Here is a 17,654-nt window from a genome sequence, read left to right on the forward strand (position 1 = left end):
CTTAAATCCACGCATGACGCGCAGGCAGCGCATCATTGAGGTAATAGTTGCCGATGGCATGAGTTTTCCAGCGCACCGGATCGTGCAGCGTGTGGGTGCGTGCATTGCGCCAGTGACGATCAAGCCCGTGGCGCAGCAAAGTGCCGCGACTACCGCCCCATTCCAGCAGTTTCTCGCTGGCCCGCAGCGCCACTTCCGTGGTGAGCACTTTAGCTTCCGCTACCGCAATGGATGCGAACGCGCAGTTTTCAGCGGTCAGCGCCTGTTGATCGATGCTGTCGAGCACGCGGGCGGCACGCGTCAGCAGTGCGTTGGCGGCGCTCAGTTCAGTGCTGATGCGGCCCACATCGGCGAGGATGTAAGGATCGTCGGCATTGCGGCTGACATTGGCATCCACCCAAGGTCGCGAGCTGCTGCGCACAAACTCCAGCGCCTCATCCAGCGCGCCTTGCGCAATGCCAGCATCTATCGCCGCCTGAATCAGCTGGGAAACCGCACCGCGCAGCGTCGGTTTTTCGGCTGCGGGCAGCGACATCAATAACGCCGGATCTACCGCAACCTGCTGCAGTTTCACCGTGCCGCTGGCGGTGGTGCGCTGGCCGATACCCGACCAGTCATCAACAATCTCCACGCCCGATGCTGGCAGCGGAATAAAGGCCATCTTCGGCTGCTGATCGTGCATTGCGGTGGTGACCAGAATGTCGGCGAACAACGCGCCAGTGGAGTAGAACTTCTCGCCAGTAAGCTGTAGGCTCTGTGACGTTGTCACCAGCTGTGCCTGCACATCACGCGTGTGTTTGGTGTTTTTCTCCGGCCCGCCGTTGCCAAGACGCTTGCCCTGCACCACCGCGCTCAGCAGTTGCTGCTGTTGCGCCGCCGAACCTTCGCCGAGGATGAACTGAATCAGACCAAAGTGGTTTTGCGGGATTTGCCCCAGCGAGGGATCGCTGGCGGAGATCAGCCGAAACACCTCGGCCATGGTTTGATACGACAAACCTGCGCCGCCAAATTCACGTGGCACGCTGATGCTGCCAAGTCCCAACGCGGTGAACTGGTTGAGCAGCGCGATGGGATAGATGCGTTGCTGATCGCGTTCAACTGCGCCGCCTTTTGCCTGCTCGGCCAGATGGCGTGCGGCAGCGATGGCTTGTTCATCGCTATTTAATACCGCCGCGCGGTTAATAATCTCGTCACTGTTTTGCGTCATAGCTGATTTCACTTTTACTGCACAGCGAAGTGTAAGCCTGCACTGAAAAAATCAGCAGGCCGTGGAATGAATAACGGATTGAAAGCGATGATAATCAGCGGGGTTAAAGCAAGTAAATAGCGCGGTTATGCTATATCCGGCAATGCGTTGCCATTATTAAGCTATGGATTTAATTAAGCACAACAACAGGCTAGCGGCGGCGCTGCGGGCAATTAGCGAGTATAAAAAAGCGGCGTGTAATTCTTATGATCAAATAACGCAATCAAAATTTAAATAATGCATATAACGTAAGGTCGCCATTAATGGCGACCTTGTGGAATTGTGCGGGATTTTATAAGGTCACCATAAATGGCGACCCTACGGAATTGTGCCGGATTTTATAAGGTCGCCATTAATGGCGACCCTACGATTTTATATTTGCGCATCAAATTGCGCGGCGGCGAAACTGCGGGTGAATTCGTTTTTCGCGCTGTGCGGAATCTGCACGCTATCGATCAACTTCGCCAGCTGATAGGTTTGCACCGTTTCATTTTGCGTCAGCTGCTGGGAATAATTCGCGGTTAAATCGCCTTTCTTATTCTGCGTCACCGATGTCTGGCTACGCTCTTCGTCATCAATCAAATGGTACTTATAGTTTTGCGACGACTTCTGTTCGGTCAATTTCACCGCCGAGGCAGAATCCAGCGCAGTGTGGAAGCTGGCCTTCAGTTTAAACAGCGTTTGCTGGGTCAAATCCTGGGTATCGCCATGCGTCTGCGAAGCGGTTTTTTGCGCCACGTTAAGTGAGAAGGTGTCTTCCTCTTCCGGCTTATACGGATTACCGGAAACCGGCGTCTGCTGATACGTAGCCGAGAAGTCCGCCAGCCCGCTGATCGCGCCGTTCTTCGCCGCATTAGCATCAATTGACTTCACGCGCTGCGTATTGATGCTTTCCGCTGCTTTACCTTCGGTGGTATTGAGTGCGCGGAAGCTGTCTTTAAACAGCGCCAGCATGTCACTATCGCCATGGCCGCGCGAAGCTGCCTGATCGAATTTGCTGCTCCACTGGTCCAACGCCGCCGCCTGCTGCGCCGCGCTTCCCGCTTGCGTCAGTTTCGACATATCAGTATCAAGTTTGATGCTGACATCGCCGTTATGGAAGCCAAGCCAGCGCTCCTGATCGTCGGCATGCAAATTCAGCGACTGCGTGACGTTATTGCCATTACGCAGATCGGTCTTCAAATCGACGCTTTTCAGCACTGAACTATCAAACTTCATCAGATCGCTGATATCGAGCTTGGTGGTGCTGCCATCCAGGCCATCCAGCGCTTTCTGCAAGCCCGCTGACAGTTGCCCCATCGCCGCCGCTTCATCGTTGCTCAGCTGGCCGCCGCTGGTTTTCAGCTCCACCACCAAGCCGCCCTGTTGGCGCGTCATCTGCAAACTCACCTGCACGCCAGATTGCGTAGTGATGGTCAGTGCCAGCGCGCTTTGGCTGCTGCTCTTTGCGCCGCTCACCGCTTCGGTCGCTGGCACGCTCAAGGTCACGTCGCCGCGATTGCTGACCAGATTATTCAGTAAGGTGCTGCCGAGACCGTTCATGCCGACGCCGCTGGCATGTGCGGCACCGTTGAGCTGCGCTTGCATGCTGCTGGTGACATCGACGGAACTTTTGACCTGGGCGGGCTCGATTTTGTAGATAGCAGCGATGGCGTCACTTGCCTCGCTGAAGGTGACTTTGGTGGACGCTTGCGCCGTCAGGGCGTTTTGCGCGGATTTGTTGTTCACCGCTGGCGTCACCACCGCATTCGATGCGATTAAATTTCTCAGTACGCTGCTGCCAATCCCATTTAGCATGAAAATAATCCTCGTTGTGTACTATTCCTGAGTGTTATCGGCGTAATAATGAGCAGCTTTAGTCACGTTTACATTATTCGGGCGCCATTTATGGCGACCTCCTAACAACAACCTCCCAACCTGTCATTCCAGACATATCATCTGTCCGCCTAAACACAGCCGCACTTCACGCAGTGACTTACGTTATTCATCAACACATCTCTCACTCACGAGGTAAGGTCACGATGAATAACCTGCATTACAAAAGCTTGCTGGAAATTGGCCGCTTGATTCAGTCGGGCGAAATCTCTTCGGTGGAGGTCACACAAACCCTGCTGACGCGCATCGATACGCTCGATCGCGACTTACACAGCTACTTCTACGTGATGCGCGACAGTGCGCTGCAACAGGCGGCTGAAGCCGACGCCGAAATTGCGCAGGGCAAAATGCGCGGTCCGCTACATGGCGTGCCGATTGCGCTCAAAGATCTGATCTGGACCAAAGATGCGCCCACCAGCCACGGCATGATCATCCACAAAGATCGTTACCCAACTGAAGACTCCACCGTGGTGGAACGCTTCCGCGCGGCAGGTGCGGTGATTCTCGGCAAGCTGACGCAAACCGAAAGCGCCTTCGCCGATCACCATCCCGATATCGCCCGCCCCAATAATCCGTGGGGCAGCGCGCTGTGGACCGGCGTCTCCTCCAGCGGATCCGGCGTCGCCACCGCCGCAGGTTTATGCTTCGGCTCAATTGGCACCGATACCGGCGGATCGATTCGTTTTCCCTCCAACGCCAACGGCCTGACCGGCATTAAACCGACGTGGGGCCGCGTCACGCGTCACGGTGCCTGTGAACTGGCGGCATCACTGGATCATATCGGCCCGATGGCGCGTAACGCCGCCGATGCCGCCGCCATGTTGCAGGCGATTGCCGGTCGCGATGACAAAGATCCCACCTCCAGCAGCGAACCGGTACCGGATTATCTGGCATTGATGACGCGCGGCATCAGCAAGATGCGCATCGGCGTAGATAAAAGCTGGGCGCTGGAGAAAGTTGACGAGGAGACGCGCGCCGCGCTGCAATCGGCGATCGCCACCTTGAGTTCGCTTGGCGCGACGCTGGTGGATATCACCTTGCCCGATACCGAAAAAGCCGCCGCCGAGTGGAGCGCACTCTGCGCCGTGGAGACCGCGCTGGCGCATGAAGACACTTATCCAGCGCAGAAAGATCAATACGGTCCCGGCCTCGCTGGCCTGTTGGATCTTGGTCACAGCGTCACCGCGCTGGAGTATCAGCGCTTGCTGCTCAGCCGTGCAGCGCTGCGCGGCGATATCTCCGCGCTCTTTATTCAGGTTGATCTGATTCTGGCACCGGCCACCGCTTATGCCGGATTGACCTGGGACACCATGACCCGTTTTGGTACCGATCAGGCACTGTTTAACGGCGTGCTGCGCTATACCAGTGCATTCGACGCCAGCGGACATCCCACCATCACCTTGCCGTGCGGTAAAACCGCCAGCGGCGCGCCGATTGGCTTCCAGCTGGTGGCGGCACATTTCGCCGAAACCACCATGATCCAGGGCGCGTGGGCCTACCAGCAGGTTACCGACTGGCACAAACAGCATCCTGCGTTGTAAATCCGCTTTTATAACCGCCCCGACAGCATCGGGGCGGTCATTTCACCCGCTCATGGCCTGAAACTTGCTTTAACTCCCTGACTTCCGCCCTTTTTCGCCATGTTTAGGGGATGCTGATATGAAAGAGCTTTTCACCACCGACGATCTCGATAACCGTCATCGCTTTGATGCCTGGCGTGATGCGGTGTGTTCGCGTCTGATCAAAGCCGAAGCGCGCCAGATGCACTCCGGCACTTTTTCCGGCAGCTTTGCCTATTCGATGCTCGGTCACATGGATATTGCCAATCACGTGTCACATACAGCGCTGATGTGGCAACGCACGCCAGAATGCATCCGCCGCCATCCTAATCACGATTTCTATCTGGGCTACGTTTGCGCGGGCAGCGGCACGCTGCGGCAGAATGGCAACCAATCACGCGTCAGCGCGGGCGACGTGGTGATTTACGATGCTGCGACGCCGTTTGATTTTGCCATGGAGAATGTGGCGATCAATATCGTGCATCTGCCACGTCACATCATGGAGAAGGAAGCGCCTGCCACCGCCAAACTGGCGGGCAAAACGCTGGATCTTACGCGCCCTGGCATGGCATCGCTCAAGCTACTTTTACAGGAAGCGTTCGTGTTTAATCCCGAACGCGAGAACCCGTTTCTGGCCGAACAGTTCGCCAATACGCTGCTGAATATGATTTCGGTCAGCGTCAATTTGCAGCACAGCGAAGAGGCGCTGAAACCGGATCTGTATTCGCGCGTGGTGAGTTTTCTGCGCCACAATCTGCAGGAGCCGGAGCTATCGGTGGCGCAAATCGCCAATGCGCATCACGTCTCACCGCGCACTATCAGCCGGGTGTTTGCCGCACACGGCACCACGCCGATGAACTTCCTCTGGCAGGAGCGTTTACAGGCGTGTCATCGCGTTCTGGCCGAAGGCAAAGCGCGCAATATCACCCAGGTGGCGTTGGATCACGGCTTCAGCGATATGTCGCACTTCAGCCTGGCATTTCGCAAAGCCTTTGGTTACACGCCCAGCAGCCTGTTACGGCAGCCGGACGCGCCGCTACTTTTGTAGCGTGGTGATCACGCGCTCGGCGGTGTATTCCATGCTACTGCGCGTGTTCATCGCTTCGCTGCGCATCAAGCGATACGCCCCCGATTCATCCAGCCCGAAGGTTTGCATCAGCACGCCTTTGGCCTGCGCCAACCTTTCCCCGCGCGCTTTACGCGCCTGCTGCACCGCACGCAACCGTTGGTGATGACGCACGGTTTGTAGCGTGCCGATCATCTGCACAATCAAGGCAAACGGATTCAGTTCACGCTCGGCGATGGCGTTCGGCTGGAGTTGCAGTAGCAGCGGAAACAGCCGCGCGTTGTGGCTATCCGCCAGCGCGATGATGGGGATATCCCGTTCGCGCGCGCTGCTAAACAGAGTGGATAAAGGCTGCTGCTGATGCACATCGATCGCCACCAGCAGCAGCTGCGTATCCGCAGGAATTGATGCAGCAGGCGGCCAGCTGTGTTGCGCGTGACATCCCAACTGCGTCAGCGAGGCGCAAAACGCGCGCACGCTCTGTGAATCAGGATGGAAAATATGCAGCCGGACACCAGAAAGCGTTGCCAGTAATGATTGTTCAGTCATGGTTCACCCTATGCGCATCCCGAATGAGGAAGCCTTACGGTAAGCGAGCGAGTGAATCCGTGCTTTGCTGATGCTGCCGGGTGCTGTGTCAGGGCGGACAAGGATGCGGAGCGGTTTTGTAGGGTGCGCATTCATGCGCACCTTGAATGATGCTCAAACATGAAACCCCAAAAACTGCTCTGCCACGCTGGCGCTCGACTGGGTTTTCGGATCGATCCTTTGCACAATCTGCCCCTTTTCAATCACATGAATCTGGTCAGAGAGCGCATAGAGAAACTCGATATCTTGCTCCACCAGAATGATCGAAATATCCATCTCGTGGCGCAGGCGCCGCAACGTATCGATGATCTCCTCGCAGATATTCGGTTGAATCCCTTCCGTTGGCTCATCCAGCAGCACCAGCTGTGGCTGGCCGCACAGGCAACGCGCCAATGCCAGCAACTGCTGCTCGCCGCCAGATAGCGCACCGCCCGGCTGTGCCAGCAGGCGTTTCAGGCGCGGAAAATATTCCAGCATCTGCTCGATAATTTCCCCGGCGCGGGAGAAGTGTTTCACGCAGCCCATGCGCAGATTCTCCTCCACCGTCAGCTGCGGGAAAATCTGTCGCCCTTGCGGTACAAAACCGATGCCCGCCACCGCACGCTGATGCGCCTGATAACCGGTAATATCTATGCCGTTCAGCGCAATGCGGCCTTGCCAGGCTGGCAGTTCGCCCATAATGGTGCGCAGCAGCGTGGTTTTGCCCATGCCGTTGCGGCCCAGCACGCCGGTGAACGACTTTGCGCCGACAAACAGCTCGGATAAGTTCAGCACCGGAATCTTGTTGTAGCCCGAAACCATCTCTTTTATTTCAAGCATGTTTAATCTCCAGATTGCCGAGATACGCCTCTTTCACCAGCGGATTTTGTGTCACCTCGCGGAAGCTGCCTTCCGCCAGCACCGCGCCCTGGTTAAACACCGTCACCTGTTGCGCAATCATGCTGATGAACTCCATGTCGTGTTCCACCACCACCACCGTGCTCTGCTGATTGATCGCCTTGATCAGCTGCGCGGTTTTGCGCACTTCCTGATGCGTCATGCCCGCCGCCGGTTCATCCAGCAGCACCAGCTGCGGTTTGGAGATCAGGATCATCCCCAGTTCCACCCACTGCCGCTGACCATGTGCCAGTTCCGAGAGCACCGCATGTTGCAGATCAACCAGGCCGATATCCTCCAGCACTTGTTCAATCGCCGCTGGCAGCGCCGCTTTCGTCAGCTTATTTGCCGCCGCCTGCCACAAGTTTTCCCGCACGCTTAAACCTTCGAACACGCTCGGTACCTGGGTTTTGATGCCAATCCCCAAACGCGCAATTTCCCATGGTCGTTTGCCGGAGATCACCTGTTCGCGATAGCGACACTCGCCGCGCGTCGGCGTCACCTGGCCGCTCAGCATCTTGAAGAAGGTGCTTTTGCCTGCGCCGTTGGGGCCAATCAGGCAGCGCAATTCACCTTCACGTAAGGTGAAATCCACCTCTTTCACCGCATGTACACCGCCAAAACTGACGCCCATTTTGCGGGTTTCCAGTAACACGTTGGTCGTCATTGTTTCACCTCACTGACCTGCGCGCGGCTGGCGGGCGCGGCGGCATGACGCTTGCGCCGCCACAGGCGCTGCAGCGTCGGCAAAATACCGCCCGGAATCAGCAACACAAACACCGCCAGGATTACGCCGAGCACTAAATTGACATCCACGGTTTGCTGCGCGCCCAGCCGCGTCACCATCCACTGCAACAGCACGCAGCTGATCACCGGCCCAAGTAGCGTGCCGCGTCCACCGACAATCACCCAGATGATGATCTGCGCCGACTGGCTGATGCTGAACACGCCAGGACTGACAAACGCGCCCCAGTTGACGTACAAACAACCCGCCAGTCCGGCAATTGCCGCGCCGATGGCAAAGGTCGCCAGCTTGTGCGCCGGCACGTTGTAGCCGAGCAATCCGGCGCGCTGCTCGTTCTCACGAATCGCCACCACGGTTTTGCCAAAGCGGCTCAGCAGCACGAACTTCAGCAAGGCGTAGCAAAGTGCCAGACATCCGGCGGTGACCATAAAGATCGCCTCGGGCGATAAAATGGCATCCGGCTGGAACGGCAGGTTGAGCGTCGGCACCGAGGGAATGCCGTTAAAGCCACCCAACAGCGCTTCGCCGATGTGATATTCGCTGCCGGAGGTGGAGTTAACCCAGTTAAACAGCACCAGACTCACCGCGAGAGTGATGGCGCCGAGATAGACATCGCTGACGCCGCCATAAAAAATCACATAGCCAAGCAGCAGCGAGAACAGCGTTGGCAGCAGCACCGCCATCACCACTGCCCAGGTCGAATCGCCCCAGTTGATGGCGCAAATCGCATAGGTATAAGCGCCTAAACCGAAAAACGCCGCCTGGCCAAAGCACAGGATGCCGCCGTAACCCCAGATAAATGCCAGGCTGAGCGACAACAAGCCCATCACCAGAAACACCGTCAGTGACAGCAAGGTGTAGAGCTCAATCGCACCTGACAGCCACAGCGCCACCAGCACCATCGCCAGAGAAGTGACGACAATCTGGATCTTTTCCGAGAACAGTTTCATTACAGCGATCTCCTGAAGAAGCGCCCGGTGATGCCCTGCGGCAGCAAGCGCAGCAGCACAATGGCGCTCAGCAACAGCGCAACCGCACCAAACACCGGCGTGGAGAAGTAGGTCACCAGCTGCGAAATGGTGCCGAACAGCGTCGAGGCGGAGAGCGTACCGGCGATGATGGCGCTGCCACCGCCAATCACCGTGATAAAGGCTTTGGCGATAAAGCTAACGCCAATGGTTGGGATCACGCCGGTAATCGGCGCTAACAGTGCGCCGCCCAAACCCGATAGCGCCGCGCCGAGGCCAAACGTCAGGCTGTAGATTTTGCCCGGATTGCTGCCGAGCGCCGCCGCCATGCGCGCATTCTGCATGGTGGCACGCGCGCACAGACCTAAGGTGGTAAAGCGCAGCAGCAGCCACAGCGCGCCGAGCAAGCCGACCGCAAACACAATCATGAACAGCGAATAACCGCTGGTGCTGTAATTGCCAATGCTGACGCTGGGCAGCGGCGAACTGATGCCCAGCGTGGTGTTGCCGAACAGCATGGTGGCGGCACCGATCAACGCCAGACTCAGCCCCCATGTCGCCAGCATGGTGTCGATCATCCGTCCGTACAGATGACGAATAATCACGCGCTCTATCACCGCGCCAAACACGCCCACGGTAAGCGGCGCGATCACCAGCATTGAGATCCAGATCGGCACGCCCCACTGATTGGTGGCCAGAATGGCGCTGTAGCCGCCCAGCATCATGAATTCGCCGTGCGCCATATTGACGATTTTCATCATGCCGAACACCACCGCCAACCCAACGCTCATGATCACCAGCACGGCGATGGCATTGAGCACTTCAATGGCGTAGATAATGAACAGATCCATAGCGGCTCCTGTTACAGCTCAATTTGATACTGTTTGGTATCGCGCGGATTTTTCTTCAGATCGCACACCATCGCGGTATCCACCGGCGCTTGATCGGTGAAGGTTTCCAGAATTTTCATTTGATGGTTTTCCACTTCGGCGATATGCACATCCAGCGAACAGTGATGCGTGGCCGGATCGACGCTCAGCTTGCCGCTCGGCGAGGTCAGCGTGACGCCGGACTCCAGCGCCTCAATCACCTTCATGCGATCGATATCGCCCGCTTTACGCACCCCTTCCGCCCAGATCAGCATGCCCTGGTAAGCGCCCATCGCGAGGTCGCTGATGTACGGCGTGTTGGCGCCGTAGCGCGCATGGAATCGCTCGACGAACGCTTTGTTTTCCGGCGAGGGGATTTCCTGCATATAGTTGGCGGCCACCAGAATGCCGTTGCTCTCTTCCGGTGACAGAATGATGTGTTCGTTGCCGCCGCCAAACACCGTGGAGGCAATCGGGATCTTGCCGCTCATACCGGCCGCATGCCACTGGCGATAGAACGAGATGTGCGCGCCACCGACCAGCGCTGACCACACCATGTCGGGTTTAGCGCTCTGAATTTTGGAGATTGCCGCGCCAAAATCGGTGACATCCAGCGGGAAGAATTCAACCGCCATCACTTCACCGCCGTTATCGTGCACCGATTTTTTCACCCACGCCGAGACGATCTGCCCGTAGTTATAATCCGCCGCCAGCACGTAGACTTTTTTGCCCCACTTCTTCACCGCATAAGGCACCAGTTTTTCCACGGTTTGCGCTGGCGTAGAACCGGAAGAGAAATAGTTGCGATCGCACACGCCGCCTTCATATTGCGCCGGGTAAAAATAGAGCGAACGAAAACGATCCAGCACCGGACGAATAACTTCGCGCGAAGCCGAGGTAATGCCGCCGTGCACCACCGCCACTTTATCTTTCAGCGCCGCCTGCTGCGCATATTGCGCATAAAGCTGCATGTTGGATTGCGCATCGTAATTAATCACCTGCAACGGGCGACCTAATAATCCCCCTGCCGCATTAATCTCTTCCGCCGCCAAATTAATCGCGTTCGACATTGGCTTGCCGTAGATATCGAGCCCGCCGGATAAGTCGAGAATACTGGCGATTTTAATCGCGTCTTTGCTGTCGGCGGCGAAAGAGAATTTAGGCGCAACGCCCGCTGCCAAGCCTAATGCCGAAACTGCTGAACCCTGGATAAATGAACGACGACTAATAGCCATAGCAACCTCTTGAAAGGGAAGGGTCAAATTGGAGTGTTTCCGGGAGGCCGGAGAGAATAAAAGCGATCGGCAGACGGCGCTGTCTGCGTTAACAAGAGGTTGCCACATCGTTGGGGCGTTATTTTGTATAAAGCAAGAAGTGGGCCAAATATAATAGAGGCCGTAGATTGGGGTTATTTGACGATTAATTGCGTTTTTACAGAAATGTGCGCACCGTTAAATGGCAATTGGCACCAATTAGGTGCGCGGTCGCCATAAATGGCGACCCTACAAAACCGGTAAGGTCGCCATTTATGGCGACCTCAATAAAACTCAATTAAAAAACTTAATATCCGTTGGCGTGGCGATCTTCGCCACTTCACCTGCGGCTTTTAACGCACCGGTCTCAGCATCGAAATGGAACAGCGTAATGTTATTGGTGAACACGTTCGCCACATAAAGGTATTTGCCGCTGGCATCAAAGGCGAAAGCACGCGGTTCAATGCCATCCGCTTTGTAGCGCACCGGCGTTCCCAGTGAACCATCCTGCTCAATTTTAAACACCACTAAGCTGTTATCCGAGCCGCGATTAGCCGCAATCACAAACTTGCCGTTCGGGCTAAGGATAATGCCGCCGCCGCTGCGATACTCGGCGCTGCTGTTTTCCGTGTTCAGTTTGACCTTAGCCTGCTGCTCCAAACGATCGTCCTTCACCGCAAACACCACCACTTCACCGGCCATTTCGGTGGTGACATAAGCGTGTTTGCCATCCGGGGAAAATACCATGTGACGCGGGCCAGAACCGGCTGGGAAGGTGACATCGCGCGAGGTATCGGCGACCAGCGGCTGAGTTTTGCCCGCGTGATAGGCATAAGCGTGCAGTTTGTCGCCGCCGAGATCTGCGGCGTAAAGGTATTTGCCATCATGCGTAAAGGTGGTGGAGTGCGCGTGGCCGCTATCCTGACGATCTTTCACCGCACCGCTTCCGCTGGCAAACGGGAAATTCTGCGCCTGCTCGCCGAGCGAACCGTCATGATGAATCGGGAATACCGCCACGCTGGCACCGCCTTTGGCCACTGAATAGTTGGCGACAAACAGGAATTTACCGTCCGGGCTGATGGTGGCATGCGTCGGCTGCTGCCCGTGGCTATCCACCGCGTTAATCACGCGAACCTTGCCGCTGTGATCAATCGCCAGCGCAGTAACCGCACCGGCATTCTCTTCATTGGTGGTGTAGGCAAAACGGCCATCATGCGATTTCACAATCCACGATGGGCTTTTCATTTTGATGAAATCGAGCGGCGTCAGCGTGCCGTCGCTATTGACCTTCAAACGGTATAAACCTTCGCTGGGATGACCCGGATTTTGCACTAACGGCGCATCCGGGATGCTGGTCCATGTGCCCACTAAGGCCGTTTGGTTGTGATGTTCCGCTGCAGTTGCCATTGCACTTCCCGCTAATGTGAAAACAGCTAGCGATAATGCCACGCTTAGACGTGACGCCAAACCGCCAGACAAGGATTTATTGTGATTTTTCATTGTGGTACCCACCATAATCGGAATGTTCTTTATAGAAAGCGTTAGTCGCGTTGGATTTTTTATTGTGCTTGCGGTCGATGATGCAGTCCGCTTTACGACTATAGTGGGATTGCTTTGATTCGCGCCGAACGGACGTGATCGTGTTCACATTATCGGGGATTTATCCGCCGTTAGAGCACGATTACCTCCAAACCTGTCAGCCGAAAGACCTCAAATGCGTAATTCTTATTATTACTGCGTTTTCCCGGCATGCTTTAATGAAGCCCTCTTAACATGCCAGGGATGCTGACGTTGCTATGCTGCAGTTTTCAAATGGTTTTCTGCTGAGTTTGTCGTTGTGCCTTGATATCGGTCTCGCAAATATCGCCATGATCACGCTGGCGATGCAACGCGGCTATTTTCACGGTTTTTGGTTGGGGATTGGCACCTGCATCGGTGACTTAATCTATGCGCTGCTGGCGCTGGCGGGCATGGCGATTGTGTTGCAGTTCACCGCCGTACGTTGGGTGCTGTGGATTGGTGGCGGCGTGCTGTTGCTGTGGTTTGCCGGAAAAATGCTGTATGCGGCGTTGCAGAAGCAGGCTGCACTGCCGGAAACCGAACAACAGCCGTATCGATCGCTGCTGCGTGAATTTAGTCGTGGCGTGATGCTGGCGATGTCATCACCGACCGCGATTTTGTGGTTTGCCAGCGTCGGCGGTGCGTTGATTTCTCGCATGGGACACGGCAGCGCGGCAGCAACTTCATCCTTCCTCGGCGGCTTCTTTATTGCGGGCGTGGTGTGGACCTGCGTGCTGTGCCTGGTCGGCAGCATGGGCGGTAAGCTGCTGGGGCAGCGTTTGCTGAAGTATTCCTATCTCGCTTCCGCGTTGATTTTTGTTTATTTCGCGGTCTATGTGATTTGGTCGGGTTATCGGGAGTTTATTCTGGTTTGATGGGAGGTCGCCATAAATGGCGACCGCAACCAGCATCACAACCCGGCAATCCGCTTCAAATCCGCTTCTGCACCCGGCGCAACCGCCAGCACCTGCGCGCCTTTCAACAAACGTTCACCTTCGGTGTTGAACGGGTGATACCAGCCGCCCGCCTCTTTCACCAGGCAATAACCGGCCAGACAATCCCACGCATGCATGTACGGCTCGTAATAACCCACCACGCGCCCGGCTGCGACCCACGCCAGCATCAATGCACCCGATCCAATGCGAATAAAATTCCCGCCCGCCGCCAGCAGCGACGCAAGGATTTTCCCCACTTCATCCGGGCTAACGTGGCTGTTGGCACCAAATCCGGTGACATGATTTTGCAGCGTGCGACTGGCATCCAACTGCAAGCGCTTGCCGTTGAGCGTCGCGCCCTGACCAAGAGCAGCGACGTAACACTCCTGATAAGTGGGCGCGAAAATCACGCCAATCACCGGCACACCGTCGTGCAACACCGCAACGGACACGCACCAGTTCGGCATGCCGTTAAGGAACGGGCTGGTGCCATCGATCGGATCAACCACCCACGTATAACCCGATGAACCGTCCTGCAATCCGTACTCTTCGCCGAGGAAACCGTCGTCGGCAAACTGCGCGCGAATCTGCTGGTCGATCATCTGTTCCACTTCGCGGTCAGCACGAGACACCACATCCTGCAAATCGTATTTGGTCTCCACCACTAAGGTGTCGCGCTGATGGAAATACTCCAGCGCCTTCGCGCCGCCGGCGCGTGCCACCTTCTCCGCTAAAATCAGGCGCGATAACAGCGGGTCATTGTCTAATTCACTCATCATCCATCCTTAAATTAACCGGCAATCAGGGCCAAACCCTGAGGTTTAAAATCAATCGCGACGTTCGATGCCAGCGGCAGCTGCTGCTCCATTTCGGCATCGACAATAAACAGCGAACCCAATTCAGTTGCGACTTCATATTCGATATGGTCGCCGAGCCACGTGCTGTGAGTCACTTCGCCGCGCAGTGCGCCCGCGCCTTCACCGCGCAGCGTAATAAACTGCGGTCGCACAGACAGCTGTGCTGCGCCGGTTTTCAGGCCGTTGCCGCGCACGCGGTAGCGCTGGCTGCCGAGTCGCACCAGCGCTTCGCTGCCATCAAGCTGCTCCACTTCGCACGGCAGAATATTGGCCTCACCCATAAAATCGGCGATAAACACCGAGTTCGGCGCGTGATAGAGACTTTCCGGCGCGCCCTGCTGGGCAATATCACCCTCTTTCATGACAATAATCTTATCGGAGACCGCTAGCGCCTCTTCCTGATCGTGCGTGACGTACACTGCCGTGAAGCCGAGCCGCTGTTGTAAGTCGCGGATATCGGTACGCACTCGGCGACGCAAACGCTCATCAAGATTGGAGAGCGGCTCATCCAGCAGCAGCACCTGCGGTTCCAGCACCAGCGCGCGCGCCACGGCAATGCGCTGTTGCTGCCCGCCGGAGAGCTCGGATGGCAATCGCTGGCCCTGATGTTCGAGGCCCACCAGCTTCAATCCTTCACGCGCGCGGTCCTGCGCTTCACGTTTATTCATGCCCGACGACTGCAAGCCATACATGATGTTGTCGAGCGCGCTCATGTGCGGGAACAGCGCGTAAGACTGAAACACCATCGCCACGTCGCGCTCGTTAGCGGGCAAGTTGGTGACATCTTTGCCGCCAATCAAAATACGGCCAGCGGTGGGATGCTCCAGCCCGGCCAGCAGCCGCAGCGTGGTGGTTTTGCCGCAGCCGGATGGACCCAGCAGCGTCACCAGCGTGCCGGGCTCCACCGTCAGCGAGAGATCGGGAATCGCATCAAAACCGGCAAAGCGTTTCGAAACGTGTTCAAACACCACAGATCCAGCGGTTACGCGTGTCATACGGCTCTCTCCTGCGTTAAGGACGTTGAAGCTGGCGGAATTGCCATATCGACCGGACGAGCCACGCGGCGCAGGCGCCGTTCGCCCACCAGCCACTGGAACATGCCGATGATCGCTAGCATCACCACAATCAAGACGGTTGAGTAAGCAATCGCCACACCGTATTCGCCGTTTTCCACCAGCCCGACGATGTAAGAGGTTGCCATGTTGTATTGCGCGCTCACGAGGAAGATCACCGCACTGATCGAGGTGATGGCGCGTACGAAGGCGTAGACCAGCGCGGCGCTGATCGCCGGTTTCAGCAGCGGCAGCACCACTTTGCGCAGCGTGCGGAAGCTGTTAGCGCCGAGTGTTAATGAAGCTTCATCAAGACTTTTATCCAGCTGACTCATCGCCGCGATGCCGCCGCGCACGCCAACCGGCATGTTGCGGAACACAAAGCAGGCGACGAGGATCATCGCGGTACCGGTGATCTCCAGCGGCGGCAGGTTATACGCCATCACATAACTCACGCCGATCACCGTGCCGGGAATGGCGAAGCTCAGCATCAGCAAAAACTCGAAGGTCTGACGACCGGCGAACTTCTGACGCACAATCAGCCATGCGGTGAGCAGGCCGACAATCGCCGTCAGCGGTGCGGCAATTAGCGCGATCTCCAGCGTAGTCCAGAACGAGTTCCACGCCACGCCGCTCCACAGCAGATGCCCATCGCTGAAGCTGACGCCAAAGGCGCGCACGTAATGCTCGATGGTCAGCGCATCATTCAATCCCCACGACTGTACAAAGCCGCCGACCACAATCATGCCGTAGATCACCAGCGTGAACAGGCCCCACGGAATCACCATGCCGTACACACCAAAGCGCAGCGCGCGCGGCAGCTGCACATGTTTGCCGCCGTCGCCTTTACCGGTGACGGTGGCGAAGTTTTTACCGCCGAGCCACCAGCGCTGCAGCACAAAGGCCGTCAGCGTGAAGCACAGCAGAATCATCGCCAGCACCGCTGCGCGGCTCGGATCGTTCTGCGCGCCAACAACCGAGAAGAAGATCTCAGTGGAGAGCACGCCGTGGCTGCCGCCCAGCACCATCGGGTTACCGAAATCGGCCATGCTTTCGATAAAACTAATCAGAAAAGCGTTGGCTAAACCCGGCGCCATCAGCGGCAGCGAGACGCGCGTGAAGGTGCGCCAGCGATTGGCGCGCAGCGTTTGTGACGCCTCTTCCAGCGACGGACTGACGCCTTCCACCACGCCAATCAGCACCAGAAACGCAATCGGCGTGAACGATAAAACCTGCGCGATCCAGATGCCGGTTAAGCCATACAGCCAGCGGCCCGGTTCGATGCCAAACAGCGCCGCCAGATGTTCGGTGACCACGCCGGAGCGGCCAAACAGCAGGATCAGCGCCAGACCAATCACAAACGGTGGCGTGATGATCGGCAGAATGGTCAGCATGCGCAGCGCTTTCTTGAACGGCAGCGGCGTGCGCGTGGCGGCTAATGCAAACGCCAAGCCGAGCAGCGTTGAGCCGGCGGCGGTCATCAGCGCCAGCCACAATGTGCGCCACGCGGTGCCGCAGGTGCCGCCCGACAAACAGGACAGGCTCCAGATCGACGGGTCCTGAATGTTGCTGATTAAGCCATCCGGCTTGAAGCTGCCGTCCACGTCCTGCACCGACACCACAAACATGCTGAGGACCGGATAGAGTACGAAGATGCTGACCAGCGCCGTAAGCAGCACCAACGACGCCACCACAAAGGCGTCGCCTTTCATCACGCCGCGTTCGGCTAGTGCGAAGGAAAACAGCAGCAGGAAAGTGGTCAGCAACAGCAGCGCACCCGCGCCCATCGCCGGTTGGCCCGATGCGAGCGCGCCGAAGCGATTTTCCAGCCACAGCCAGCTCCAGCCGCTGTAGCCAATGGCGTGACCTTCAATCACCAGAAACAGCACGCCAAGCGCGCTGAACAGCAGCAGCAAACGGCTGCGCGCCTGCGCAGGTAGGATGCCGCAACCGGCGCACAGCACGAACAGTGCGATGGCGATAAGCAGCCACGGATGGTCGCCCACTTGCCACAGCGCGGGCGCGTTGGCGCTGTCGCTCCACAGGCTGGTTAACCAGCCGCTGCTGAAGAAACCGGCTTCCAGGCTGAACCACGGTAGCAGCAGTAACGCTACTGCGCCGATGATCAGCGCGCCTGTCAGACGGCGATTATTTGCATTCATCACATACCTCGAATTCGGGTTTTTGTGCGGTGCTTAACCAGGT

General features: G+C 57.1%; 15 protein-coding genes. 3 read left to right on the plus strand and 12 right to left on the minus strand.

Annotation, left to right across the window (positions count from 1 at the left end; all coding sequences use genetic code 11):
• Position 1 precedes the first annotated feature (1 nt).
• Positions 2-1,207, minus strand: a complete 1,206-nt coding sequence (locus VIJ98_RS23615; RefSeq protein WP_323271689.1) for an SfnB family sulfur acquisition oxidoreductase — start codon at positions 1,205-1,207, stop codon at positions 2-4.
• A gap of 411 nt (positions 1,208-1,618) precedes the next feature.
• A complete protein-coding gene (locus VIJ98_RS23620) occupies positions 1,619-3,043 on the minus strand; it encodes a hypothetical protein (RefSeq protein WP_323271690.1) in 1,425 nt (474 codons plus the stop codon).
• A 224-nt stretch (positions 3,044-3,267) separates the two neighbouring features.
• On the opposite strand from VIJ98_RS23620, the gene VIJ98_RS23625 reads away from it, so the two are divergent.
• Positions 3,268-4,662, plus strand: coding sequence for an amidase (locus VIJ98_RS23625; RefSeq protein ID WP_323271691.1), 1,395 nt, complete (start codon positions 3,268-3,270; stop codon positions 4,660-4,662).
• A 118-nt stretch (positions 4,663-4,780) separates the two neighbouring features.
• Complete coding sequence (locus VIJ98_RS23630) at positions 4,781-5,728, plus strand: helix-turn-helix domain-containing protein (protein ID WP_323271692.1); 948 nt, start codon at positions 4,781-4,783, stop codon at positions 5,726-5,728.
• On the opposite strand, the gene VIJ98_RS23635 is transcribed toward VIJ98_RS23630, so the two are convergent.
• From VIJ98_RS23635 to VIJ98_RS23665, 7 genes are all read right to left on the minus strand, one after another.
• A complete protein-coding gene (locus VIJ98_RS23635; protein WP_154190995.1) occupies positions 5,717-6,295 on the minus strand; it encodes an ANTAR domain-containing response regulator in 579 nt (192 codons plus the stop codon). The genes VIJ98_RS23630 and VIJ98_RS23635 overlap by 12 nt on opposite strands.
• Positions 6,296-6,448: 153 nt before the next feature.
• Positions 6,449-7,153, minus strand: coding sequence for an ABC transporter ATP-binding protein (locus VIJ98_RS23640; protein ID WP_323271693.1), 705 nt, complete (start codon positions 7,151-7,153; stop codon positions 6,449-6,451).
• Positions 7,146-7,877 carry an ATP-binding cassette domain-containing protein gene (locus tag VIJ98_RS23645; RefSeq protein ID WP_154190994.1) on the minus strand — a complete coding sequence of 244 codons (732 nt, stop codon included), beginning with the start codon at positions 7,875-7,877 and terminating at the stop codon, positions 7,146-7,148. The genes VIJ98_RS23640 and VIJ98_RS23645 overlap by 8 nt, the downstream gene beginning before the upstream one ends.
• Complete coding sequence (locus tag VIJ98_RS23650; RefSeq protein ID WP_154157525.1) at positions 7,874-8,905, minus strand: branched-chain amino acid ABC transporter permease; 1,032 nt, start codon at positions 8,903-8,905, stop codon at positions 7,874-7,876. Before VIJ98_RS23650 ends, VIJ98_RS23645 begins: the two co-directional genes overlap by 4 nt.
• Positions 8,905-9,774: a branched-chain amino acid ABC transporter permease gene (locus VIJ98_RS23655; RefSeq protein ID WP_061719130.1), complete on the minus strand. Its 870-nt coding sequence runs from the start codon at positions 9,772-9,774 to the stop codon at positions 8,905-8,907. Before VIJ98_RS23655 ends, VIJ98_RS23650 begins: the two co-directional genes overlap by 1 nt.
• An 11-nt stretch (positions 9,775-9,785) precedes the next feature.
• Positions 9,786-11,027, minus strand: coding sequence for an ABC transporter substrate-binding protein (locus tag VIJ98_RS23660; protein ID WP_008109387.1), 1,242 nt, complete (start codon positions 11,025-11,027; stop codon positions 9,786-9,788).
• Between the two features lie 312 nt (positions 11,028-11,339).
• On the minus strand, positions 11,340-12,452 hold the full coding sequence (locus tag VIJ98_RS23665) for a lactonase family protein (protein WP_323271694.1): 1,113 nt from the start codon (positions 12,450-12,452) through the stop codon (positions 11,340-11,342).
• Between the two features lie 389 nt (positions 12,453-12,841).
• On the opposite strand from VIJ98_RS23665, the gene VIJ98_RS23670 reads away from it, so the two are divergent.
• Entirely contained in the window at positions 12,842-13,480 is a 639-nt protein-coding gene (locus VIJ98_RS23670; protein ID WP_323271695.1) for a LysE family transporter, read from the plus strand.
• 35 nt (positions 13,481-13,515) lie between these two features.
• Here the strand turns inward: VIJ98_RS23670 and VIJ98_RS23675 are convergent, their stop codons facing one another.
• Genes VIJ98_RS23675 through VIJ98_RS23685 form a run of 3 tightly spaced genes read right to left on the minus strand, consistent with a single transcriptional unit; the run spans position 13,516 to position 17,611 of the window.
• The gene (locus VIJ98_RS23675; RefSeq protein ID WP_154157528.1) at positions 13,516-14,316 is read right to left on the minus strand and encodes an inositol monophosphatase family protein; all 801 of its coding nucleotides are present in this window, start codon (positions 14,314-14,316) and stop codon (positions 13,516-13,518) included.
• Between the two features lie 14 nt (positions 14,317-14,330).
• The gene (locus tag VIJ98_RS23680; protein ID WP_008109395.1) at positions 14,331-15,392 is read right to left on the minus strand and encodes an ABC transporter ATP-binding protein; all 1,062 of its coding nucleotides are present in this window, start codon (positions 15,390-15,392) and stop codon (positions 14,331-14,333) included.
• Complete coding sequence (locus VIJ98_RS23685; RefSeq protein WP_154157529.1) at positions 15,389-17,611, minus strand: iron ABC transporter permease; 2,223 nt, start codon at positions 17,609-17,611, stop codon at positions 15,389-15,391. Before VIJ98_RS23685 ends, VIJ98_RS23680 begins: the two co-directional genes overlap by 4 nt.
• Positions 17,612-17,654: the final 43 nt, after the last annotated feature.

The sequence above is a fragment of the Pantoea sp. S18 genome (genome assembly GCF_045689705.1).
Taxonomy (GTDB): domain Bacteria; phylum Pseudomonadota; class Gammaproteobacteria; order Enterobacterales; family Enterobacteriaceae; genus Pantoea; species Pantoea symbiotica.